Source organism: Algibacter amylolyticus, from assembly GCF_014202225.1.
GTDB classification, from domain to species: domain Bacteria; phylum Bacteroidota; class Bacteroidia; order Flavobacteriales; family Flavobacteriaceae; genus Algibacter_B; species Algibacter_B amylolyticus.
This window is the reverse complement of the sequence record NZ_JACHGE010000004.1, coordinates 154,944-176,994: the sequence shown is the minus strand read 5'-3', so window position 1 is coordinate 176,994 and position 22,051 is coordinate 154,944. Positions and strand designations below refer to the sequence as shown.

The 22,051-nt window shown below is 32.8% G+C and carries 19 protein-coding genes; 12 read left to right on the top strand and 7 right to left on the bottom strand.

Annotation, left to right across the window (positions count from 1 at the left end; all coding sequences use genetic code 11):
- Nucleotides 1–136 precede the first annotated feature (136 nt).
- Nucleotides 137–1,219, top strand: a complete 1,083-nt coding sequence (locus HNQ90_RS10385) for a bifunctional 3-deoxy-7-phosphoheptulonate synthase/chorismate mutase type II (protein WP_144115732.1) — start codon at nt 137–139, stop codon at nt 1,217–1,219.
- Between the two features lie 123 nt (nt 1,220–1,342).
- Here the strand turns inward: HNQ90_RS10385 and HNQ90_RS10380 are convergent, their stop codons facing one another.
- The gene (locus tag HNQ90_RS10380) at nt 1,343–1,984 is read right to left on the bottom strand and encodes a hypothetical protein (protein WP_144115731.1); all 642 of its coding nucleotides are present in this window, start codon (nt 1,982–1,984) and stop codon (nt 1,343–1,345) included.
- A 231-nt stretch (nt 1,985–2,215) separates the two neighbouring features.
- Here HNQ90_RS10380 and rsgA point away from each other — a divergent pair, with 231 nt between their 5' ends.
- From rsgA to rlmN, 9 genes are all read left to right on the top strand, one after another.
- A complete protein-coding gene (gene rsgA, locus HNQ90_RS10375; protein ID WP_144115730.1) occupies nt 2,216–3,166 on the top strand; it encodes a ribosome small subunit-dependent GTPase A in 951 nt (316 codons plus the stop codon).
- On the top strand, nt 3,163–3,615 hold the full coding sequence (dtd, locus tag HNQ90_RS10370; RefSeq protein ID WP_144115729.1) for a D-aminoacyl-tRNA deacylase: 453 nt from the start codon (nt 3,163–3,165) through the stop codon (nt 3,613–3,615). The genes rsgA and dtd overlap by 4 nt, the downstream gene beginning before the upstream one ends.
- Nucleotides 3,615–4,151: a metal-dependent hydrolase gene (locus HNQ90_RS10365; RefSeq protein ID WP_144115728.1), complete on the top strand. Its 537-nt coding sequence runs from the start codon at nt 3,615–3,617 to the stop codon at nt 4,149–4,151. Before dtd ends, HNQ90_RS10365 begins: the two co-directional genes overlap by 1 nt.
- 67 nt (nt 4,152–4,218) lie before the next feature.
- Nucleotides 4,219–6,126 carry a DUF3857 domain-containing protein gene (locus tag HNQ90_RS10360; protein WP_144115727.1) on the top strand — a complete coding sequence of 636 codons (1,908 nt, stop codon included), beginning with the start codon at nt 4,219–4,221 and terminating at the stop codon, nt 6,124–6,126.
- 14 nt (nt 6,127–6,140) lie between these two features.
- Complete coding sequence (locus tag HNQ90_RS10355; RefSeq protein ID WP_144115726.1) at nt 6,141–8,150, top strand: transglutaminase domain-containing protein; 2,010 nt, start codon at nt 6,141–6,143, stop codon at nt 8,148–8,150.
- A complete protein-coding gene (locus tag HNQ90_RS10350; protein ID WP_144115725.1) occupies nt 8,150–8,476 on the top strand; it encodes a nucleotide pyrophosphohydrolase in 327 nt (108 codons plus the stop codon). Before HNQ90_RS10355 ends, HNQ90_RS10350 begins: the two co-directional genes overlap by 1 nt.
- A gap of 123 nt (nt 8,477–8,599) precedes the next feature.
- Nucleotides 8,600–9,823, top strand: coding sequence for a 3-phosphoshikimate 1-carboxyvinyltransferase (locus HNQ90_RS10345; RefSeq protein ID WP_144115724.1), 1,224 nt, complete (start codon nt 8,600–8,602; stop codon nt 9,821–9,823).
- 214 nt (nt 9,824–10,037) lie between these two features.
- Nucleotides 10,038–11,087, top strand: a complete 1,050-nt coding sequence (gene queA, locus HNQ90_RS10340) for a tRNA preQ1(34) S-adenosylmethionine ribosyltransferase-isomerase QueA (protein ID WP_144115723.1) — start codon at nt 10,038–10,040, stop codon at nt 11,085–11,087.
- Between the two features lie 435 nt (nt 11,088–11,522).
- The gene (rlmN, locus tag HNQ90_RS10335; RefSeq protein ID WP_144115722.1) at nt 11,523–12,563 is read left to right on the top strand and encodes a dual-specificity RNA methyltransferase RlmN; all 1,041 of its coding nucleotides are present in this window, start codon (nt 11,523–11,525) and stop codon (nt 12,561–12,563) included.
- A 47-nt stretch (nt 12,564–12,610) separates the two neighbouring features.
- On the opposite strand, the gene HNQ90_RS10330 is transcribed toward rlmN, so the two are convergent.
- Complete coding sequence (locus HNQ90_RS10330) at nt 12,611–13,432, bottom strand: T9SS-dependent choice-of-anchor J family protein (RefSeq protein WP_144115721.1); 822 nt, start codon at nt 13,430–13,432, stop codon at nt 12,611–12,613.
- 176 nt (nt 13,433–13,608) lie between these two features.
- Between HNQ90_RS10330 and HNQ90_RS10325 the strand changes: the two genes are divergently transcribed.
- Nucleotides 13,609–14,586 (top strand): polyprenyl synthetase family protein, encoded by a 978-nt coding sequence (locus HNQ90_RS10325; protein ID WP_144115720.1) that lies wholly within the window; start codon nt 13,609–13,611, stop codon nt 14,584–14,586.
- Between the two features lies 1 nt (nt 14,587).
- On the opposite strand, the gene HNQ90_RS10320 is transcribed toward HNQ90_RS10325, so the two are convergent.
- From HNQ90_RS10320 to HNQ90_RS10310, 3 genes are read right to left on the bottom strand one after another with little or no spacing between them, the layout of a single operon-like run.
- The gene (locus HNQ90_RS10320; protein WP_144115719.1) at nt 14,588–15,532 is read right to left on the bottom strand and encodes a transglutaminase family protein; all 945 of its coding nucleotides are present in this window, start codon (nt 15,530–15,532) and stop codon (nt 14,588–14,590) included.
- A gap of 11 nt (nt 15,533–15,543) precedes the next feature.
- The gene (locus tag HNQ90_RS10315) at nt 15,544–16,467 is read right to left on the bottom strand and encodes an alpha-E domain-containing protein (protein ID WP_144115718.1); all 924 of its coding nucleotides are present in this window, start codon (nt 16,465–16,467) and stop codon (nt 15,544–15,546) included.
- A gap of 21 nt (nt 16,468–16,488) precedes the next feature.
- The gene (locus tag HNQ90_RS10310) at nt 16,489–17,931 is read right to left on the bottom strand and encodes a circularly permuted type 2 ATP-grasp protein (protein ID WP_144115717.1); all 1,443 of its coding nucleotides are present in this window, start codon (nt 17,929–17,931) and stop codon (nt 16,489–16,491) included.
- Nucleotides 17,932–18,321: 390 nt separating this feature from the next.
- Here HNQ90_RS10310 and dnaG point away from each other — a divergent pair, with 390 nt between their 5' ends.
- Nucleotides 18,322–20,283, top strand: a complete 1,962-nt coding sequence (gene dnaG / locus HNQ90_RS10305) for a DNA primase (RefSeq protein WP_144115716.1) — start codon at nt 18,322–18,324, stop codon at nt 20,281–20,283.
- Between the two features lie 7 nt (nt 20,284–20,290).
- On the opposite strand, the gene HNQ90_RS10300 is transcribed toward dnaG, so the two are convergent.
- Together HNQ90_RS10300 and nadE are read right to left on the bottom strand one after the other, a co-directional pair.
- Complete coding sequence (locus HNQ90_RS10300) at nt 20,291–20,920, bottom strand: response regulator (protein ID WP_144115715.1); 630 nt, start codon at nt 20,918–20,920, stop codon at nt 20,291–20,293.
- Nucleotides 20,921–21,020: 100 nt separating this feature from the next.
- On the bottom strand, nt 21,021–21,809 hold the full coding sequence (gene nadE, locus HNQ90_RS10295) for an NAD(+) synthase (RefSeq protein WP_144115714.1): 789 nt from the start codon (nt 21,807–21,809) through the stop codon (nt 21,021–21,023).
- Nucleotides 21,810–22,051 lie beyond the last annotated feature (242 nt).

Sequence of the window (22,051 nt, the reverse complement as noted above, 5' to 3'; positions counted from 1 at the left end):
TTTGAGCTCCCCGACTTTTTAGGAGGGAGCGAGTAGTGAAAGCCCGACCCTTGTGGTAACGCCCAATAGAAGAGAATAAAAGAGTACAAAATAAATAGTAAATGAAATAGCTTAAGCAGCTAAATATTAAGTAAAAATGGAAAACACAAAAAAAATGAGAACCTGGTTAGATGATTTAAATTTAGATCATCCGTTAGTAATTGCAGGTCCATGTAGCGCAGAAACAGAAGAGCAAGTATTAAAAATTGCTCACGAATTGAAAGACACAGATGTAAGCTATTTTAGAGCTGGGATTTGGAAACCAAGAACTAGACCTGGAATGTTTGAAGGTGTTGGTGCTTTAGGTTTGAAATGGTTACAAAAAGTAAAGGCTGAAACAGGTATGAAAGTGTGTACGGAGGTTGCTAATGCGGCTCATGTAAAATTGGCTTTAGAGCATGATATTGATTTATTATGGATTGGTGCACGTTCTACAGTGTCTCCTTTTATTATGCAAGAAATTGCTGATGCTTTAAAAGGTACTGATAAACCTGTATTAATTAAAAATCCAGTAAATCCAGATTTAGCTTTATGGTTAGGTGGTATTGAAAGAATTTATACGGCTGGTGTTAAAAATATTGGTGCAATACACAGAGGTTTTTCTACTTACGAAAAAACGAAATATAGAAATACTCCAGAATGGCAATTGGCTATCGAGTTTCAAAATAAATATCCTGATATTCCTTTAATTAACGATCCGTCGCATATTACAGGAAAAAGAGATATGATTTTTGATGTATCGCAAACGGCTTTAGATTTGAATTTTGATGGTTTAATGATTGAAACGCACTACGATCCTGAAAATGCGTGGAGTGATGCTGCACAACAGGTTACGCCTTCTACTTTAGTTCAAATTATGAAAGATTTGAAAATTAGAAAGGAATCTAACACTGAGGCAGAATACAATAGTTCTTTAGATAATTTAAGAGCTCAAATTGATATTGTTGATAATCAAATTCTTGATTTATTAGGAAAGAGAATGAAAACTTCTGACAGCATTGGTGCCCTTAAAAAGCAAAAAAACGTTGCTGTTTTACAATCTAAACGTTGGAACGAGATTTTAGGTAAAATGGTACTTGAAGGTGAGCAACATGGTTTAAGTGAAGAGTTTATCTTGAAAATGTTTAAAGCGGTTCATCAGGAATCTATTAATCATCAAGAAAAAGTGATTAACGGATAAGATAATCTGTTAAATAAATTCTATAAAAAATGCCTCGCTTTTAGTGAGGCATTTTTTTTATGGTAACTTTTTATTGTTGCAGGCTTTTACATTTTTAAAGCCTGTTGTAGTATTAATAAATTACTATTTAGTATAAGGTATACGTCTAGATACTTTTCTCATTAACACGTTAATTAAATCTTGTGCGTCAGAACCTAAAGATCCTTTAATCTTTTTTAAATAGTTGACTACTAATTCATCATCAGTAGTGCTAGTAAAATCCATATTCATAGTCGCGGTATTTGTAGCAAACATTCCCCCAGTTAATACAGCAAGTCCAATAGCTGCACCATTTGACATCGGTTTGTTTGTTTCGTAACTACCTGTGATAATTGTTTCAACACCAAGAATTTCACCTAATTCACTTGGCAAATATTCATCATAAGAATGAATATCAATACCGTTTTTCTTTAATATAGCATTTGTTCTAGTTGGGTTTTGAACATCAACTAATAAAGAGCCTCTTTTTTTTCTAGTTAAAAACCAAGAGTGCATTCCTTTTTGAATATCTAATGCTTCATTTTTACCCATTTCAATAATTTGCTCAGGCGTAAAGTCTTTTAATTCTTTTGGTCTTAGTTTAACTTGAACTTTCAATGGTAAAATCGCTATTGTTTTTGTGTTTGCAACATAAGTGTCTGCATCTTTATGTACATACAATTTTGTTTGTGCATTGATACCGAAAATAAAAGAAAAAATAAAAATACAAGGTAATAAGTTTTTCATGTTGTTTTTTGTTTGAAATTAAGGTGCTAATATAAAAATACTCTTACCTTTTTAGCTACTAAAGATTAATAAGTTTTTTAGTAAGAGCCTAGACGTACATTAAAATTCATTTATAATGGAGTATTGGATGAAAAGTTTATTGTTAACGGAAAACGATTATCTCCTAAAAAAGCAATTATAGGTTAATGTAAATCAATTAAAAAATTGTTATTTTGTAGTATAATCTAATGAATGACAGGACACGTTTATAAATCTACAGGAAGTTGGTACACCGTTAAGACCGAATTGGGCCATACTTACGAATGCCGTATTAAAGGTAAATTCCGTCTTAAAGGTATAAGAAGTACTAATCCTATTGCGGTTGGCGATGTAGTAGATTTTGAATTAGAAACGGATAACAATACAGAAACTGGTGTTATTCATAACATTCACGATCGGGTTAATTATATCGTTAGGAAATCTGTTAATTTATCTAAGCAAACCCATATTATTGCTGCCAATTTAGATCAGGTATTCTTAATGATTACTATTAATAATCCGCCAACCCTTACAAGTTTTATTGATAGATTTTTAGTAACAGCCGAAGCGTATTCTATTAAAACGGTTTTGCTATTTAATAAGATTGATACGTATGATGAAGAAACTTTAAATGAAGTTCGTTACTTGGCGCATGAATACCGCCAAATAGGTTACGAGTGTATTGGAGTATCTGCAACTACAGGTAAAAATGTAGATAAAGTAAAAGCCTTAATGCTTGGCAAAACCAGTATGTTTTCTGGCCATTCTGGAGTTGGAAAATCGACATTGGTAAACACTATAGAACCTACTTTAAATATAAAAACCAAAGAGATATCTACACAACATAGCCAAGGGCAGCATACCACAACATTTGCAGAAATGTTCGATTTAAGTTTCGATGCCAAAATTATTGATACGCCAGGTATTAAAGGTTTTGGTGTGGTGGATATGGAACGCGAAGAAGTTGGAGATTATTTTCCGGAAATATTTAAGCTTAAGCAGGATTGTAAATTCAACAATTGTTTGCATTTAAAAGAGCCCAAATGTGCTGTAAAGGACGCTTTAGAGAATGAAGAAATTGCATATTCGCGCTATCGAAGCTACGTGCAGATTTTAGAAGGTGAAGATGAGCATTATAGAACGGATATTTGGGATAAAGAATGAAAGTAGTTATACAAAGAGTCACTAAAGCTAGCGTAACGATTGAAGGCGAAAAAGTAGCCTCGATAGAAAACGGACTTCTAATATTACTAGGTATAGTGAATGAAGATACTCCAGAAGATATTAAATGGCTATCCAACAAAATAGTAAACCTAAGAATTTTTGGAGACGAAAACGGCGTTATGAATATGTCGCTAAAAGATACTAATGGCGATATTATTGTAGTAAGTCAGTTTACTTTGCAAGCGTCAACCAAAAAAGGAAACAGGCCAAGTTATATTAAAGCCGCCAAACCAGAAGTGGCCATACCGCTTTATCAAGATTTTGTAAATCAAATAGAAAAAGATTTAGGTAAAAAGGTTCAAACAGGGCAATTTGGAGCAGACATGAAAGTTGAGCTTTTAAATGATGGTCCGGTTACTATAATAATCGATTCGAAAAATAAAGAGTAATGGCATCTTTATTTGGGCACGGTATAGTTGGTTTTACAATAGCAAAAGTTATTGATAATAAAAACCTAAAATGGTTAGTGCTAGCCGCGGTGTGTTCTGCAATTTTACCCGATTTTGATGTTATTGCCTTTAAGCTAGGTTTTGCTTACGAGCATCCTTTAGGGCATCGTGGCTTTACACACTCCATACTATTTGCTGTACTTTGGGCTTTATTATTAATGCTTACTATAGGCAAGAAAAATAAGCTCATTTGGTTTTTAGTTATTTGTCTTTCTATGATTTCACACGGTGTTTTCGATGCTATGACTTCTGGCGGAAAAGGTGTTGGGTTTTTTATTCCTTTTAATAATAAGCGATTCTTTTTTCAGTTTAGAGACATATTAGTGTCTCCACTTGGTGTTGAAAACTTTATTTCTTCTAGAGGTGTAGCAGTGCTATTTAGTGAATTTAAATATATTTTTCTGCCTTGTTTTTTAATATTGGCTATTCGGTTTTTAGTTTGTAAACTAAAAAACATGTATTACAACGAAATATGATTTTTCTTATAGAAAAATAATTATAAAAATAATATATTCCGTTTTTAAATGTTTTTTCTACAATTCTATGAGCTTTAAAAATCTTGCTGTATTTTTTCTTTACCTTATTTCTTTTCAACTTTTTTCGCAAGAAAACCTATTAACAAGCTTTACTATTCGGCCAAACCTGAGTAAAAATGCTAATGCTGTAGTTCGCTCTAGTCATGTGCAAATTGATTTAAAGTCTTCGAGCGAAATGCATATTTTAGAAAAAACTATTGTTACAGTTTTAAATAAAGAAGGTGATGATGCCATAAACACGTATGTGCATTATGATAATAATGTAAATATAAAAGACCTAGAAGTGCTTGTTTATAATGATTTTGGATCTGAAATTAAAAAAATAAAGAAGAAGGATTTTAAAGATGTTAGTGCTGTTGATGGCGGTACATTATATTCAGATTCAAGAGTGAAATATTTAGATTATACACCAATTGGATATCCTTATACTATGGTGTTTACTTCTGAAGTTGTAAGCACTACTACGGCTTTTATTCAATCATTTATGCCTGTTAATAATTATTTTTTAAGCGTTGAAAAAAGTAGTTATCAAATTAATTTTCCAACAGATTTGACAATAAGATCCAAGGAGAAAAACTTCCTTGATTTTGATTTGGAGAAAGAGGAGTTAGATGGTTCAATTTCCTATAACGTTAAAAATATTGAAGCCATAAAACCAGAAAGTTATGCGCCTGCATTTTTTAATATGGCTCCAAAAATCTTAGTGACATCCAATCAGTTTAATCTGGAAGGCGTTCAATCTCACGTAGAGAATTGGAATGATTTTGGAAAATGGATGTATCATGATTTAATAAAAACCACACACGATTTACCAGCTAGTACCATAACTATGATTCAAGAACTAGTTAAGGATGAACCAGATGATATTGCTAAAGCAAAAAAAATATATAAATACGTACAAGATAAAGTTAGATATATAAGTGTGCAAGTAGGTATTGGCGGATGGAAACCCTTTAATGCATCCGAAGTAGATAGGTTAGGTTATGGTGATTGTAAAGCTCTAACAAATTATACCATGACCTTGTTAAAAGCTGTGGGTATTGAGTCTAACTACACCGTAGTTTATGCCGGTGATTCACAAAGAGATTTAGAGAAGGATTTTGCTGCAATGCAAGGCAATCATGCGATTTTAAATATCCCTACAGCGCAGGATGATATTTGGTTAGAGTGTACTAGTCAAAAATTGCCTTTTGGTTTTATTGGAGATTTTACAGATGATAGAGATGTGTTAGTTATTTCGCCAGATGGAGGAGAAATTAAACACACCAAAAAATATAAGGTCGAGGATAATTTACAAACCATAAAAGGAAATTATAGTATCTCTAATGATGGAACACTAGAAGCAAATGCCATTATAAATTCTAAAGGCATTCAATACGATGATAAATATTGGGTTGAAACAGAAACAGAACGAGATTTAGATAAATATTATAAAAAACGTTGGCGTTATATAAATGATATGTCCATTAATAATATGGCCATTGAAAACAATAAAAAAGATATTGAATTTATTGAGCATGTCGATTTTAAAGCAGCAAATTACACTAAAGTTATAGGCAATAGAATGTTATTAACCATTAACGCATTAAATAGAAATATACACGTGCCAGATCGTTATAGAAACAGGAAGTTTCCTCTTAAAGTAAACAGAGGTTTTAAGGATATAGACGAAGTTGAAGTTGCGCTTCCCTCAGAATATAAAGTAGAGGCGTTGCCTAAAAGTGTATTAATAGAAAACAAGTTTGGATATTATAAAACAGAAATCCTTGTAAAGGATGAAAGCAAACTTGTTTATAAACGAGAATTTAAAATAAATGATGGCGAGTTTCCCAAGGAAGACTATAGTGGTTTTCGAGACTTTTATAAAACAGTATTAAAACAAGATAATGCTAAAATTGCCTTAATTAAAAAATAACCAACCAATAACTTATGAGAATTATTACCATTTTATCCTTCCTATTAATATCGGGAACAACTTTTTCACAAGATTTTAAATTTGGAAAAGTGTCTAAAGAAGAACTTCAAGAACAAGTTAATCCTTTAGATTCAGCGGCCAATGCGACGTATTTATATAAAAACAGACATACTTTTTTTCAATATAGCCAAGGCGAAGGTTTCCAACAAATAACAGAAGTTCATGAGCGTATTAAAATCTATAACCAAGAAGGTTTTGAGTACGCAACAAAACAGATACGATTACATGTTAATGGCGGTAGTAAAGAAAAAATATCAGGACTTAAAGGGTATACTTATAATTTAATTAGCGGAAAGGTTGAAGATTTTAAACTAACCAAAGATGGGATTTTTGATTCTGAATTAAATAAGTATGTAAACCAGATAAAGTTTACAATGCCAAAAATAACACCAGGTACTGTTATAGAATACAAATATAGAATTGAATCTCCTTTTATTTCAAATGTCGATGATTTTATATTCCAAGAAGATATTCCAATTAAAAAGCTTGAAGCAAAATTTGAAGCTCCAGAGTATTTTAATTTTAAAGTAAATACAAAAGGGTATTTATTAATAAAACCTATAGTAAGTTCTGCAAGAGATAAAATAACTTTTGTTAATAAATCTAGATCTGATGCGACTACTACTGCGGTAAGAACTGATTATTCTAGTTCTAGTTTAGAATATAAAATAAACGAAGCAACATATAGTCTGTCAAATATTTCAGCATTAAAAAATGAGCCTTATGTAAATAACATGAATAATTACAGGTCTTCGGTGAAATATGAGCTTTCTTATATTAAGTTCCCTAATAGCGCCATAGAATACTATTCAACTACTTGGGAGGATGTTGTAAAAAAGATTTATGAAAGTTCTAGTTTTGGTGCCGAACTTGATAAAAAAGGGTATTACGAAAAAGATATTGATGCACTAATAGGTTCCGTTTCCGATCCAGCTAAAAGAGCGGCATTAATATTCAATTATGTAAAGACTAATATGAAATGGAATGGGTATTACGGTTACTATACAGATAACGGAGTAAGAAAAGCCTATAAAGAGCAAGTAGGTAATGTTGCAGATATAAACTTAATGCTTACCTCTATGTTACAGCATGCTGGTTTAAGAGCGTATCCAGTATTAGTAAGTACAAGGCAAAATGGTGTGCCTTTGTTTCCAACCAGAGAGGGCTACAATTATGTAGTAAGTTATGTGAAGTTTGATGATGGCGGGGTTTTATTGGACGCTACCAGTGAGTATAGTGTGCCAAATGTATTGCCTTTTAAAGCGTTAAATTGGCAAGGTAGAATTGTTGCAGAAAAAGGAGGTTCTACCTTAATAGATTTGTATCCAAATGAACAATCTAAAAATAATATTGCCATGATGCTTACGCTAAATAATAACGGAGATATTGATGGTGGTTTTAGAAGCGTTAAAACCAATCACAAAGCATTATCATTTAGAGAAAAATACATAGATGTTAATAAAGAGGACTATTTAGAAAAACTAGAAAATAAATATAACGGTTTAGAGATTTCAGATTATACTGTTAAGAATGACTTGGATTTATCTAAGCCAGTTATGGAATCTTATAAATTTACAAAGGAAAGTCAGGCAGATATTATTGGCGATAAAATATATTTTTCACCGTTATTCTTTTTAAGAACTAGCGAGAATCCTTTTAAAATTGAAAAAAGAGAATTTCCTGTAGATTTTGGTTATCCATCAAACACAAGTTATCGCGTTATTATTACCATACCAGAAGGTTATAAAATAGAAAGTCTTCCAGAACCAGGAGTGTTTACTCTTCCAGATAATTTAGGCATGTTTAAATATAATATTACAGCGCAAAGTAATAAGGTGCAATTGGCAGTAGAGACACAGATTAGCACGTCAATCATATCACCTATTTATTATGATGCTTTAAAAGCTTATTTTAGTAAACTCGTAGAAAAAGAAGCCGAACAAATAGTTTTAACAAAAGGATAATGAACATACAAAACGCACAAAAAGAAGTAGATGATTGGATAAAGGAACATGGTGTTCGCTATTTCAATGAACTTACAAATATGGCGCAACTTACCGAGGAAGTTGGTGAGGTGGCACGAATTATTGCTAGACGCTATGGCGAACAAAGCGAAAAAGAAAGCGATAAAGACAAAGATTTAGGCGAAGAACTTGCCGATGTTATGTTTGTTGTGTTATGTTTAGCTAACCAAACCGGAGTCGATTTACAAAGTGCTTTCGATAAAAGAATGGATAAAAAAGGAAAACGCGACCACGATAGGCACCATAATAACGAAAAATTGAAATAACTATTTTAGAATGGTATGTGGGCAGCCTTTAGGCGAAACCTAGAAAAAAAGACTAATTAACTTAGCATTAATCTCCATTATGGAGTAAATTTGCGACTTCTTTTAAATTAGAATTTTAAGAATATGCACTTTACACTTCAAAAATCTAAAATAGCCCAAAAATCTGCTGTACAAATAACAGGTTCAAAAAGTGAATCTAACAGATTGTTATTGTTACAAGCCTTATATCCTGAGTTTAAACTAGAAAACGTTTCAAACTCTGATGATAGTAATTTAATGACAAACGCATTAAGTTCACAATCAGAAGTTGTCGATATTCATCACGCAGGTACGGCTATGCGCTTTTTAACGGCATATTTTTCAATTCAAGAAGGTAGAGATACCATTCTTACTGGATCGAAAAGAATGACAGAGCGCCCAGTTAAAATTTTGGTTGAAGCCCTACAAGAATTAGGAGCCGAAATTAGTTATGAAGCTAACGAAGGCTATCCGCCAATAAAAATTAAAGGCACTAAGCTTACAAAACACAAAGTATCCTTAAAAGCCAATGTAAGTAGCCAATACATATCGGCATTACTGCTTATAGCATCAAAGTTAGAAAACGGCTTGGAGTTAACTTTAGAAGGCGAAATCACGTCCATTCCATACATAAACATGACCTTAAGTCTGTTGGACGAAATAGGCGTAGAGTCGTCATTTGTAGGAAATGTAATAACAGTAAAGCCAAATACTAAAAAGTTAGCACCTAAAACGCTAACCGTAGAGTCAGATTGGTCATCAGCGTCCTATTATTTCAGTATTGTAGCTTTAAGCGATGTGGGTACAGAAATTAAGTTATCATCGTACAAATCAAACTCTTTACAAGGCGATTCGGCTTTAGTAGAAATTTATAAACACTTTGGTGTATCTACCGTGTTTAACGGAAATTGGGTAACATTAAAAAAGGAATCCTCTAACTTAGAACCTCTAACGTTAGATTTAAAAAACGCTCCAGATATTGCCCAAACTATAGCAGTAACCTGTTTTGCATTAGGTATGCCATGCGATTTAGTAGGCCTACATACCCTAAAAATTAAAGAAACAGACAGACTTGTAGCATTAAAAACCGAGATAGAAAAATTAGGTGGCCAAGTAAAAATTACAGACAAATCTTTACATCTATCGGCTGCAAACTCAATAAAATCAATGGTAGCTATTGCAACCTATAACGACCACAGAATGGCAATGGCATTTGCGCCTTTAGCACTTAAAACATCAATAGTAATAGAGGATGCCATGGTAGTTTCAAAATCGTACCCAACTTTTTGGGACGATTTAGAATCCATTGGTTTTAAAGTTGAAAAATAATTTTAAAGCTTAAGTTAAATTGAGGTTTGCGTTAGGGATAGTAGTGGATAGCCCACAGCCTGACGAAGGAAGTGCGAGGACTTGTAACGTATAGCCCGACCCTTGTGGTAACGCCCAAAACACACCTTTTTTAATAATAAACAGTCATTTACTTGACAACCCCTATGTTCAGATTGTATATTTGCGCTTTCTAAATATTAATAAAAACTAAAACATGAAATTATCACACTTCGGTTTCGAATTACCAGAAGAACGACTAGCTGAGTATCCTGCAGAAAACAGAGACGAATCTCGTTTAATGGTACTTAATAGAAAAGAACAGACTATTGAGCATAAAATGTTTAAAGATGTTATTGACTATTTTGATGAGGACGATGTCTTAGTTTTAAATAACACTAAAGTATTTCCTGCACGACTTTTTGGAAACAAAGAGAAAACAGGAGCAAGAATCGAGGTGTTTTTATTAAGAGAATTAAACGAAGAGCAACGCCTTTGGGATGTTTTAGTAGATCCAGCACGTAAAATAAGAATTGGTAACAAACTTTATTTTGGTGATGACGATACTTTAGTAGCCGAGGTAATAGATAATACAACATCAAGAGGGCGTACATTACGTTTCCTTTACGATGGGTCTTACAGAGAATTCCGTATTAAATTAAATGAGTTAGGCGAAACACCACTTCCTAAGTACATAAAAAGAGATGTAGAGCCAGAAGATGAGGCGCGTTACCAAACTATTTTCGCTAAAAACGAAGGAGCAGTAGCAGCACCAACAGCAGGACTTCACTTTTCTAGACACCTATTAAAACGTTTAGAAATAAAAGGTGTTAATTTTGCCGAAGTAACATTACACGTAGGTTTAGGTACTTTTAATCCAGTTGAGGTAGAGGATTTATCTAAACATAAAATGGATAGCGAAGAGCTTAAAATAGGACCAGAAGCCGTAAATATTGTAAACAGAGGTTTAAAAGAAAAACGTCGTATTTGCGCCGTAGGTACTACAGCGGTTCGCGCCGTAGAAAGTGCAGTATCAACTAATGGCCAGTTAAATGAGTACGATGGTTGGACAAATAAATTCATTTTTCCACCTTATGAGTTTACAATTCCAAACGCAATGATAACCAACTTCCATACGCCAAAATCAACGTTGTTAATGATGGTTTCAGCCTTTGCAGGTCACGATTTTATAAAACGCGCTTACGACGAGGCAATTAAAGAAGGATACAACTTCTATAGCTACGGCGATGCCATGTTAATCATATAATAACAAAGTATATTAAATCATAATAAGCCTCTTTTTTAAGGGGCTTTTTTATGGGTAATAATTTGGGCATTCCCCAAGGGTCGGGCTTTACGCTGTATCTTTTTTTGCCATATATGGCAGCAAAAAAAGGATGTCGCTACAATCCCTAATGCGGGTGTATTTGCTGTATAAGTTAAGTTGAACTTGTTTTTGGTAGGTTCGTTTAACGACTTGATATGAAATCGTTTTAATGTTTTATATCTGATGTTAAACGAAGGTAGCGGAAATTTTTTACAAAGTCAAGTCGTAAACTGCATGGGGATTACAAATTTGCAGCTAAATATAAATTATTTTAAGCGAAACTTATCAAAATTGAAAAAGGGAATATAAGTTCATATATAAGAGTTTCCTCCTTTAGAGGATTAAGGAGGCTTTTTTCCTTATTTTTGCATCCAAATGGAAATCAAGAAAAAAGACATACGCGCATTAACCAAAGAGCAACTAAGAGAATTCTTTGAGAAAAATGGAGATAAAGCCTTTCGTGGTAATCAGGTTTACGAATGGTTATGGCAAAAAGGAGCGCATAAATTTGAGGATATGACGAATGTTTCAAAAGAAACCCGTCAAATGCTTGAAGATAACTTTGTAATAAACCACATTAAGGTCGACCAGATGCAACGCAGTTCAGATGGTACCATAAAAAACGCCGTTCGCCTTCACGACGATTTAATAGTAGAGTCTGTTTTAATACCAACAAAAACAAGAACAACAGCCTGTGTATCCAGTCAAGTAGGTTGTAGTTTAGATTGTAAGTTCTGTGCAACATCACGTTTAAAGCGTATGCGTAATCTAAATCCAGACGAAATTTACGATCAAGTAGTAGCTATCGATAACGAAAGTCGTTTATATCATAATCGTCCCTTAAGTAATATTGTGTTTATGGGTATGGGCGAACCACTCATGAATTATAATAACGTTATAAAAGCTATCGATAAAATTACTTCGCCAGAAGGTTTAGGGATGTCGCCAAAACGTATTGTAGTATCAACATCTGGTGTGCCAAAAATGATTAAAAAAATGGCCGATGATGATGTTAAGTTTAAATTAGCCGTATCTCTGCATTCTGCTATAGATGAGGTTAGAACGTCTATTATGCCTTTTAACGCTACCTTTCCGCTTAACGATTTAAGAGAAGCATTGCAATATTGGTATGCTAAAACTAAAAACAGAATTACTTACGAGTATGTAGTTTGGGATGGTATAAACGACAAAAGAAAAGATGTAGATGCCTTAGTCGAATTTTGCAAATTTGCACCAAGTAAAGTAAACATTATCGAGTATAATCCTATAGACGATGGCGAGTTTCAACAAGCACAATCTAAAGCGATAGATATGTATGTTGAGGTTCTAGAAAGTAACCATATAACCGTAACAGTAAGACGAAGCCGAGGTAAGGATATTGATGCCGCTTGCGGGCAGTTAGCTAATAAATCTTAAAAAAAAAAGAACTGCATTTGCAGTTCTTTTTTTAACTAAACTAAAAATTAGTTTTTTGTAATTTTAATTGTGGCAGATCGCCCTTCAGATTTCAAGTTTAGAAAATACAAACCTTGCTTTAGTCCAGTTAAATCAATAGAATTGTTTACTATTTTATTGGATTTAATATTCAAAACTGTTTGCCCTAGTTGATTAATTATTAGAGCTGAGTTTATGACATTTTTCGTGTCTATTTTAATAATATCAAGCACAGGATTTGGGTAAGCCTTAGTTATTTTGAAGGTGTTATCATTTACAGATAATGAAGTTGTGTACGATACCTCAAAATCATCAACTGCAATTTGGTACTGATTAGTACAATCATAATGCCTTATATAAATTCCAATATTTTTACCAGCAAATGAAGCAGGAATTTCTGCGGTAATATCTTTAGCGGTTCCATCACCACCAGCAGTTAAGGTTTCTTCATATATTAGGATATCTCCTGCGGTTTCATCATCGTTGTCATATACATAAACAGCAAATTTTTCGGCAAAGTCGGGCGAAAATAGTGCAGCAACTTTCATTTTGTAAGATATCGTTACGGCATCACTAGCTACGGCAATAATAGGCGTAAACAGTATGTTATCCGGTTGAAGGGCACCAGCAGTTGAATTCCAAGATTCAGAATAAAATATGGCACCAGAACTAAATCCTAAAGATTCTCCACCGCCAGTGTATACGCTCCAGTTGTTTCCGTCCTCATCGCTATCTAAAATACCCCAATCGGCTGTTGCATAATCTTCCGAGTCAGATGACCAAGCTACTGTTTGAGCATTAAGAGATATTGTTATAATTAAAAATAAAAGAGATAAAGTAATTTTTCGCATATTATATAATTTAAAGTTATTGATTAAATTATGTTTTTTATCTTACAAAGAAGCATTTTACCGATTAATAACATTTATTTTTGTTGTAATGTAAAATTAATTTTTGTCTGTTTTTGTTTCAAGATTATAGCATAGATATAACAGAATTAGTAGATTTGCTAAAACTGTAATTATATTTGAAAGTAGTAGAACAAATTAAGCAGCCTATAGCCTATGAAATGGATCTTTTCGAGCAAAAGTTTCAGCTTTCTATGTCTAGTAAGGTAGCATTGTTAAATAGGATTACCCATTACATTGTAAACCGCAAAGGGAAACAAATGCGACCAATGTTTGTTTTTTTGGTAGCTAAAATGGTTTCTAATGGCGAGGTTAGCGAGCGTACTTATAGAGGGGCTTCGGTAATCGAGTTAATACATACCGCTACTTTAGTGCATGATGATGTGGTTGATGACAGTAATCGCAGACGTGGTTTTTTCTCGGTAAATGCACTCTGGAAAAATAAAATAGCTGTTTTAATTGGTGATTTTTTATTGTCTAAGGGCTTGTTGTTATCTATTGATAATAATGATTTTGATTTGCTTAAAATCATTTCAATAGCTGTGCGAGAAATGAGTGAAGGCGAATTACTTCAAATAGAAAAAGCTAGAAAACTAGATATTACAGAGGATATCTATTATGAAATTATAAGGCAAAAAACTGCAACCTTAATTGCGGCATGTTGTAGTTTGGGAGCGGCTTCTGTTAAACCAGATTCAGCACACGTAGAGTCTATGCGTAAGTTTGGCGAGTTAATTGGTATGGCATTTCAAATAAAAGATGATTTGTTTGATTATGGCGATACACAAATTGGTAAACCTACAGGTATCGACATTAAAGAACAAAAAATGACGTTGCCTTTAATTCATGTGTTAAACCAAGCTTCAAAAAAGGATAAAAAGTGGCTAATTAATTCGGTTAAAAATCATAATAAAGATGCAAAACGCGTTAAAGAAATTATCGCCTTTGTAAAAGATAATGGTGGTTTGGACTACGCGGTTACCAAAATGAAGACATTTCAAGAAGAAGCGCTTCAGCTACTCGAAAGTTTTCCGGATTCAGATTATAAAAGTTCACTTAAACTTATGGTGAATTATGTTATTGATAGAAAAAAGTAGTCTATTGCTGCTGCTGCCCTTGTTGCATAACTTCTAAATTTCGTTTGTAGCTATTATTTGTTGTCGAAGTATTAAATACAGGAGTGTCTACAATAGCATTTTTAGTAGTTTTAACTTCTACACTTACTTCCATTTCTGCTTCAACGCTACCTTTATAAACGCCTTTTACCGGAGAACAATCGCTATAATAGCGCCCCACAGCAATCCTTACGTGGTTTTCGTTAGCTATGGCGTTATTTGTAGGGTCTATGCCTAACCAACCGTAAAACGGAATATAGGCCTCAACCCAAGCGTGAGTAGCACCTGCTCCTCTAGTAATAGTATTATTAGGGCAAATGTAACCGCTAACATAACGTGCCGGCATGCCTAACATTTTTACCATTTTTAATAACACGTTGGTAAAATCTTGACATACACCGGCTTGCAGTTCCCAAGCTTCTTCAATAGGTGTGTTTACATTGGTTATACCAGATTTGTACTCAAAATTATCATGTACATATTCACATAACTCAAGTACCGCTTTAAACGGCGATTTGGTTTTAAGCATTTTATCTAAAATGATGTCTTTAATGTCTTCACATCCATTAAAGGCTTTAAATTTAGTGTAATCAATAAATTCAATGGTGTTTTTTATACGGTTTAATTCTTTCCATTGCGATGCAATATCTGCGCTATCGTCTGGATAAATTCGTTCGGTTGTATGAACTTCAATGTCCGATATTATACTTAATTCACTATGTGGTTCAGTAACCATAAAAGTGCCTACACGGTTGTTAAAGAAATCTATAAAAGTTTCAATATATGGGTTATTGGTTACAGATATTAAATGAGATTCTACCTTTTGGTATTCATCATTTATGGGATGTAGCCTTAATAATGTAGCACCATCAATTACTGTACTGCTATAAATGTATTTGGTAATATGTTTAATATAAAATGTGGCCATAAGGTTTAGAATCAATTGTTTTGAGAAAAGTAAACGGCATTAATGTTTAAAGAAATATTTCTAATATCTTCCTTTATATCACTAATAAAACTAGTTAGTCCTTGGTTATTAATATTTTCAATGGTGGTATATTTAATGGTGCTTTCAAGTTTTCCTAATAAAAAATCTATTTTATTTTTTTCTAGTTCTTTGCAATCAATTAACTGATTAATGTGTTTATTAAGTTTATTTATACAATAATAAACCGATCTAGGAAATAACTTATCTTGAAATACCATACTTATAACGTGCTCTTCGTTAAATGTCGATTTATGCGTTTTCAAATACAGTTGATATCCACCAATAGAAAGCAATAAGTTTTTCCAGTAAAAACTTTTTTCCAAAGCATCGGTTGTGTTACTAATATCTATAAGTTTAAGCGAAGTAAAATCTGATATAAGTATTACACGTTCTAAATATTTGCCTATATTCATAAAGTAATATGATGGGCCACGCTCTTGGGTAATATCGGAGGTGCCATAATATACAAGGTGATAATTTCTTAAATCTTCTAAGAATTGAACAGGGTCTTCTTCGAGTTTTTTTGGTAAATCGTTCTTTGTAAGATAGAGATAGTAATTATTAATGCATAACCAAAGCTCTCTAGAAATATGTTCTTGAACACTTCTTGCATTTTCTCTGGCTTTAGTTACAATATTTAAAATTGAATTAGAATTTTCTGTGTTTAGCACCATAAATTTAATGCACTCCAAAGAGTCCTCAGTGTAAAATTCATTATCATAGGTTGTAAATGTTTTCATTATTGGTGTCCAAGAAAATAATTCGGGAGAGTCTTGGTTGGCGTAATAGTTTACTTTAAGTAAACTTAAAATGCCGTTTCCTCGTTCCATATATCTATCTAACCAAATAAGATTATTTGCTACTCTACTTAACATATATTAACTTTTTTAAAAGAATTATTCTATTACCCATGTATCTTTACTACCTCCACCTTGCGAGCTATTAACTACCAACGAACCTTTTTTTAGGGCTACTCTGGTTAGTCCGCCAGGGCAAATATCTATACCATCTTTACCGGTTAAAGCAAATGGTCGTAAATCGATACAGCGAGGCGATAACTTACCATCAATATAGCAAGGCGCTGTTGAAAGGCGTAAAATAGGTTGTGCTATAAAGTTTTCAGGCTTTTTCTTTACGTTGTCTAAATAGTCTTTTATTTCCTCCTTAGTAGCTTCGTGTCCCATTAGCATGCCGTAACCTCCACTACCATCAGTCTTTTTAATTACCATGTCTTTTATGTTTTTAGTAACATAGTCAAGCTCATCTGGTCTGCCTAATTGGTAGGTTTCAATGTTTTTCAAAATAGGTTCTTCCCCTAAATAATACTTTATCATGTCGGGTACGTAAATGTAAATTGCTTTATCATCAGCAATACCAGTTCCTGGTGCGTTAACAATATTTACATGACCTTTTCTATAAGCTGCCATAATTCCGGCAACTCCTAAAACACTTTTTTCATTAAATTCTAAGGGATCTAAAAAATCATCATCAACACGTCTGTAAATAACATCTACTTGTTTTAAACCGTTGGTGGTTTTCATATAAACATAATGATTTTTTACAACTAAATCACTTCCTTCAACCAACTCAATACCCATTAATCTCGCTAAAGTAGTATGCTCATAATAAGCCGAATTATAAATACCTGGTGTTAGTAAAACAATATTAGGTTCTGGTTTATTTGATAGCTCTTTAAGCTTTTTATATAATAAATTAGGATAGTTGGATACCGATCTTACATTACTTTTAGGTAGAATACCAGGAAACAAACGTTTAGAAATTTCTCTGTTTTCTAACATATAACTTACACCAGATGGTGTTCTTAAATTATCTTCAAGGACATAAAATTCACCATCGTTATTTCTAATTAAATCGACTCCAGAAATATGTACATAAATATCGTGAGGTACTTTTACACCTTTCATTTCACGTAAATAATTGGGGCACGAATAAATTAACTCTCCTGGTACTATGCCGTCTTTTATTATAAACTGCTCATTATAAATATCCTTTATAAATAAGTTTAAAGCTTTAAGACGTTGCTTTATACCAGACTCAATTTTATTCCATTCGCTAGATGTTATAATTCTAGGAACAATATCAAAAGGGAATATTTTTTCTATACCTTCATTATCATTGTAGACCGTAAAAGTAACACCTTGACTCATAAATAGTTGTTTAGCAAGGTCTTCTTTTTTTGTGAGTTTTTCTGAAGAAGTGTTTTCTAAGTACGTTATAAATTCTTCGTACTGCGTTCTAAACACAGAACTATCGTTATACATTTCATCCCATGTCTTAGGGAGTAAGTCGTATGAAGAAAATAAATCGGTCTTGGCCATAGTTTTACGTTTTCTTAAATGTAGTAATATTTTGTGCAATATTTAAAAAATTATGAACTTGATTGAAAATAAATTAGTGATTTATAATTAATGTTGAAAATAATTTTAATTCTGCTATTTTTATATGAAGAAATTATGATTTATTTATTATTTGAGTGTTAAGAGGCAAATTTTTATAAAATCCTAAATCTGGGATTGGAATAGGTTTTTTTAATTCTGAATTGATTTGTTGAGATTCAACTTTATAGCCTTTAATTACAAAGCGTTTATAAGATTGATAATGTTTAGTTGAATAGTTTTAATACCACCATTTTTTTAATTACTTAAGGCGTTTAACTTAAAAAATGTATTATTTTATATTACTTTTACATGCACTAAAAACATAATCTTTTGATATCACCATCTTCCATTGATCAAGTATTTGAAACCGCCCGAGTAGAGGAGGTTATTGGGGATTTTGTTCAGCTTAAAAAAGCAGGAAGTAATTTTAAAGGGTTAAGTCCTTTTAGTGATGAGCGTTCTCCAAGTTTTATGGTATCGCCAGTAAAGCAGATTTGGAAGGATTTCTCGACGGGAAAAGGTGGTACTTCTGTGTCCTTTTTAATGGAGCATGAGCATTTTACTTATCCAGAGGCGATTCGGTATTTAGCTAAAAAGTATAATATTGAATTAGATGAAACCGAGCAATCTGATGAGCAGAAAGAAAAAGCTAACGAACGCGAAAGTCTGTATTTAGTAAGTGAATTTGCAAATACTTATTTCCAAAAAGTACTACATAAAACCGACCAAGGACGATCTATTGGTTTAAGTTATTTTAAAGAGCGTGGTTTTACAGAAGAAACCATAAAAAAATTCGATTTAGGGTATTCTCTTAACGAGTGGCAAGCTTTTACAGACGAGGCCTTAAAGCAAGGGTATAATATAGATTTTTTAGCCAAAACGGGACTTACAATTGTAAAGGAAGATAAACGTTTCGATAGGTTTAAGGGACGCGTTATGTTCCCTATTAAAAGTATGAGTGGTCGTGTTTTAGGCTATGGCGGACGTATTTTAATTGCCGATAAAAAGGCTGCAAAATATGTAAACTCGCCAGAAAGTGATATTTACCATAAAAGTAAAGTGCTTTACGGTATTTATCATGCTAAGCAAAGTATTGCTAAAGAGGATAATTGTTATTTGGTTGAAGGTTATACCGATGTTATTCAATTTCATCAAACAGGAATTCATAACGTGGTGTCTTCATCGGGTACGGCTTTAACCTCAGAGCAAATTAGATTAATAAACAGATTAACAAAAAATATAACAGTACTTTTTGATGGCGATGCGGCAGGAATGCGAGCGTCACTTAGAGGTATCGATTTAATTCTAGAACAGGGCATGAATGTTAAGGTCTGTTCATTCCCAGAAGGCGAAGATCCAGATAGTTTTGCTAGACAAAATACATTGGAGGAGCTTACGCTGTATTTAAATGAAAACGCTAAAGATTTTATTCAATTTAAGGCGTCTATTTTGTTTGAAGATTCAAAAAACGACCCTATAAAAAAGGCTGATACGGTAAGAGATATTGTTAATAGTATATCTAAAATTCCAGACCGTATAAAAAAAGAGATTTATATACAGGAATGTGCTAGAATTATGGATTTGAGTGAAGAGGTGCTTTTTAGTACGTTAGCTCAAATGGATAAAAAGGAATCGCAAGACGACCATAAAAAAGGAGCTCCCGAGCAACAGGCTTTTGATGTTATTAAACACCACCAAGAACCAGTTGAAAAAGTTGATGTACAATATCTGTTAGAGCGAAAAATAATAGAAATATTATTGCTTTACGGAAATAAAACTGAAGACTTTGAAGATTTAGTTTTAAAGGAAAATGAAAAGGGCGAATTGATTCTAGAGCCTATTATTCAACAGGCTAAAGTATTCGAAAAAATATTTTTAGATCTTCAAGAGGATGAAATGCAATTTACAAATGCGCATTTTAAAACAATGTACTATACTATTATAGACCGTTTAAATCAAGATAAAAATTTTGAGTTAAAAACATTTGTGAATTCTGTAGACCAAAATATGGCTAATGAAATTACAACTATTTTAATGGACGATGAGCGCTATGCCTTGGATGATTGGAATAGGATGAATATTTTTCCTAAGCAAAAAATGAATAGTGTTGCGCAGTTGGTAAGTGAAACTATATTGAGTTTACGTTGCTTTTTAATAGATTTAAAAGTAAAAGAGTTTCAGCAGGAAACCCTTAAAAACAAAATAGACTCGAATAGAAATATACTTGAAGAAGTAAAAGACTATTCGGGCCTAAAAATGTTACTGTCTAGAAAACTAAACAGAGTTTTGTAGCTAATTGCTATACTTGTTGACTAAGTTTAGCTTGATTTACTAAATCAACTAAATTAGTAACTTTAAGTTTTCTCATTAAACGAGCTTTGTACGTACTAACTGTTTTTTCGTTAATATCTAACTCTTTAGAAATTTCTTTGTTCTTTCTACCTATGGTAAGAAGTTTTAATACTTCGGCTTCTCTTGTAGAAAGTTTTTTGTAAAAATTCCCACCTTTATTAACTCGAGTACCAAACGCAAGTTGTTGCGTTAAATCGTTACTTAAATGAATGCCACCTTCATGAACTTTTAAAATGGCTTCATTAATAGTAATCACATTTTCAGATTTGTTTATGTAACCTGCAGCGCCTGCTTTAACGGCGTTTATGGCATAAACTTCTTCGGGTTGCGAACTAAGAATAATGGTTTTAATATCCGGGAAATCATTTTTTAAATAACGTAATACTGTTAATCCGTTTAATTTCGGAAAATCAGTTTCTGTTAAAATGATGTCTACTGGATTTTTCTTTACAAAATCTAAGATGGCTTCGCCATCATCTACACTTCCAACAATCTTGATGTTGGATGATGCTGAGAATAGGACTTCTAGTCCCTTCCGCGTAATTGGGTGGTTGTCTGCTATTAATAATTTTATCATAATTGTACAGCTTATTTTTTAATTAACTAATTGAGAGAAAGTTATGTTGAGAGATATAAGCTGTGGTAAATGTAATACTTTTTTAAATATTCTGCAAAAATTACAACAAATTACGAGGAATTTCGCATATAGGAATAGGAACCATCTTATGCTTATTATTGTTGTTATAGCGCTTGTAAATATTAAAAACTTCTTGCTCTCTACCATTAAAATCATTGGCAGTTTTGCCTTCTTCATCCATGTTCATAGCCCATTCTAATTCTGGGTAAGATGCACCTATTTGGTCTTCATCGCTTCTTGCATCACCAAATAAACCATCGCTAGGTGAAGCTTTCATTATAGATTCAGGAACTTCTAAAATTTCACCTAAGTTGTATACTTCAGATTTCATTAAGTCGGCAATAGGGCTTAAATCTACACCGCCATCACCATATTTAGTGTAAAAACCAACACCAAAATCCTCCACTTTATTACCTGTTCCAGCAACTAATAATCCGTAAAGTCCGGCGTAGTAATATAGCGTTGTCATTCGTAATCGAGCACGTGTATTGGCTAAAGCCATATCTACTGTGGCCTGTTTGCCTTCCAAAGATACTTCGGTTTTAAATTCTTCAAAAACAGGTGTTAAGTCGGCACGTGTGGCATCAACATTAGTAAATCGGGTTTTAAGTTGTGCAATATGCTCGTTGGCACGACTTACATGACTTTCTGCTTGGTGTATTGGCATTTCAACACATAAAACACGAAGTCCGGTTCTTGCACACAGGGTTGAGGTTACAGCAGAGTCAATACCTCCAGAAACTCCAACTACAAAACCATTTACGCCAGCTTTAGTGGCATAATCTTTTAACCAATTTACAATATGATTTTCAACTTTTTCTGTTTGCATATTAAATGAATTTATATGTAATAATACCAATAAAATTTTAAAATGACATACTGTTATTTTTACTTATTTAATAAACCAATGAAATAGGAAACATAAGCATAGCATAAGTTATAGTTCTAGGTTATTATAAAATAGGTGTAAAATAGAATATAATTATATGCCTTATTTTGAATCTTAATAGGTATAACAGTACCTTTGCAAACAAAAATAACCCAAACGTTCAATTTATAAAAATTTATGAC

Bases quoted from the DNA above. Each gene is read 5' to 3' on its own strand.
- HNQ90_RS10385 (WP_144115732.1), top strand. From the start codon at position 137: ATGGAAAACACAAAAAAAATGAGAACCTGGTTAGATGATTTAAATTTA.
- HNQ90_RS10380 (WP_144115731.1), bottom strand. From the start codon at position 1,984: ATGAAAAACTTATTACCTTGTATTTTTATTTTTTCTTTTATTTTCGGT.
- rsgA (WP_144115730.1), top strand. From the start codon at position 2,216: ATGACAGGACACGTTTATAAATCTACAGGAAGTTGGTACACCGTTAAG.
- dtd (WP_144115729.1), top strand. From the start codon at position 3,163: ATGAAAGTAGTTATACAAAGAGTCACTAAAGCTAGCGTAACGATTGAA.
- HNQ90_RS10365 (WP_144115728.1), top strand. From the start codon at position 3,615: ATGGCATCTTTATTTGGGCACGGTATAGTTGGTTTTACAATAGCAAAA.
- HNQ90_RS10360 (WP_144115727.1), top strand. From the start codon at position 4,219: ATGAGCTTTAAAAATCTTGCTGTATTTTTTCTTTACCTTATTTCTTTT.
- HNQ90_RS10355 (WP_144115726.1), top strand. From the start codon at position 6,141: ATGAGAATTATTACCATTTTATCCTTCCTATTAATATCGGGAACAACT.
- HNQ90_RS10350 (WP_144115725.1), top strand. From the start codon at position 8,150: ATGAACATACAAAACGCACAAAAAGAAGTAGATGATTGGATAAAGGAA.
- HNQ90_RS10345 (WP_144115724.1), top strand. From the start codon at position 8,600: ATGCACTTTACACTTCAAAAATCTAAAATAGCCCAAAAATCTGCTGTA.
- queA (WP_144115723.1), top strand. From the start codon at position 10,038: ATGAAATTATCACACTTCGGTTTCGAATTACCAGAAGAACGACTAGCT.
- rlmN (WP_144115722.1), top strand. From the start codon at position 11,523: ATGGAAATCAAGAAAAAAGACATACGCGCATTAACCAAAGAGCAACTA.
- HNQ90_RS10330 (WP_144115721.1), bottom strand. From the start codon at position 13,432: ATGCGAAAAATTACTTTATCTCTTTTATTTTTAATTATAACAATATCT.
- HNQ90_RS10320 (WP_144115719.1), bottom strand. From the start codon at position 15,532: ATGGCCACATTTTATATTAAACATATTACCAAATACATTTATAGCAGT.
- HNQ90_RS10315 (WP_144115718.1), bottom strand. From the start codon at position 16,467: ATGTTAAGTAGAGTAGCAAATAATCTTATTTGGTTAGATAGATATATG.
- HNQ90_RS10310 (WP_144115717.1), bottom strand. From the start codon at position 17,931: ATGGCCAAGACCGATTTATTTTCTTCATACGACTTACTCCCTAAGACA.
- HNQ90_RS10300 (WP_144115715.1), bottom strand. From the start codon at position 20,920: ATGATAAAATTATTAATAGCAGACAACCACCCAATTACGCGGAAGGGA.
- nadE (WP_144115714.1), bottom strand. From the start codon at position 21,809: ATGCAAACAGAAAAAGTTGAAAATCATATTGTAAATTGGTTAAAAGAT.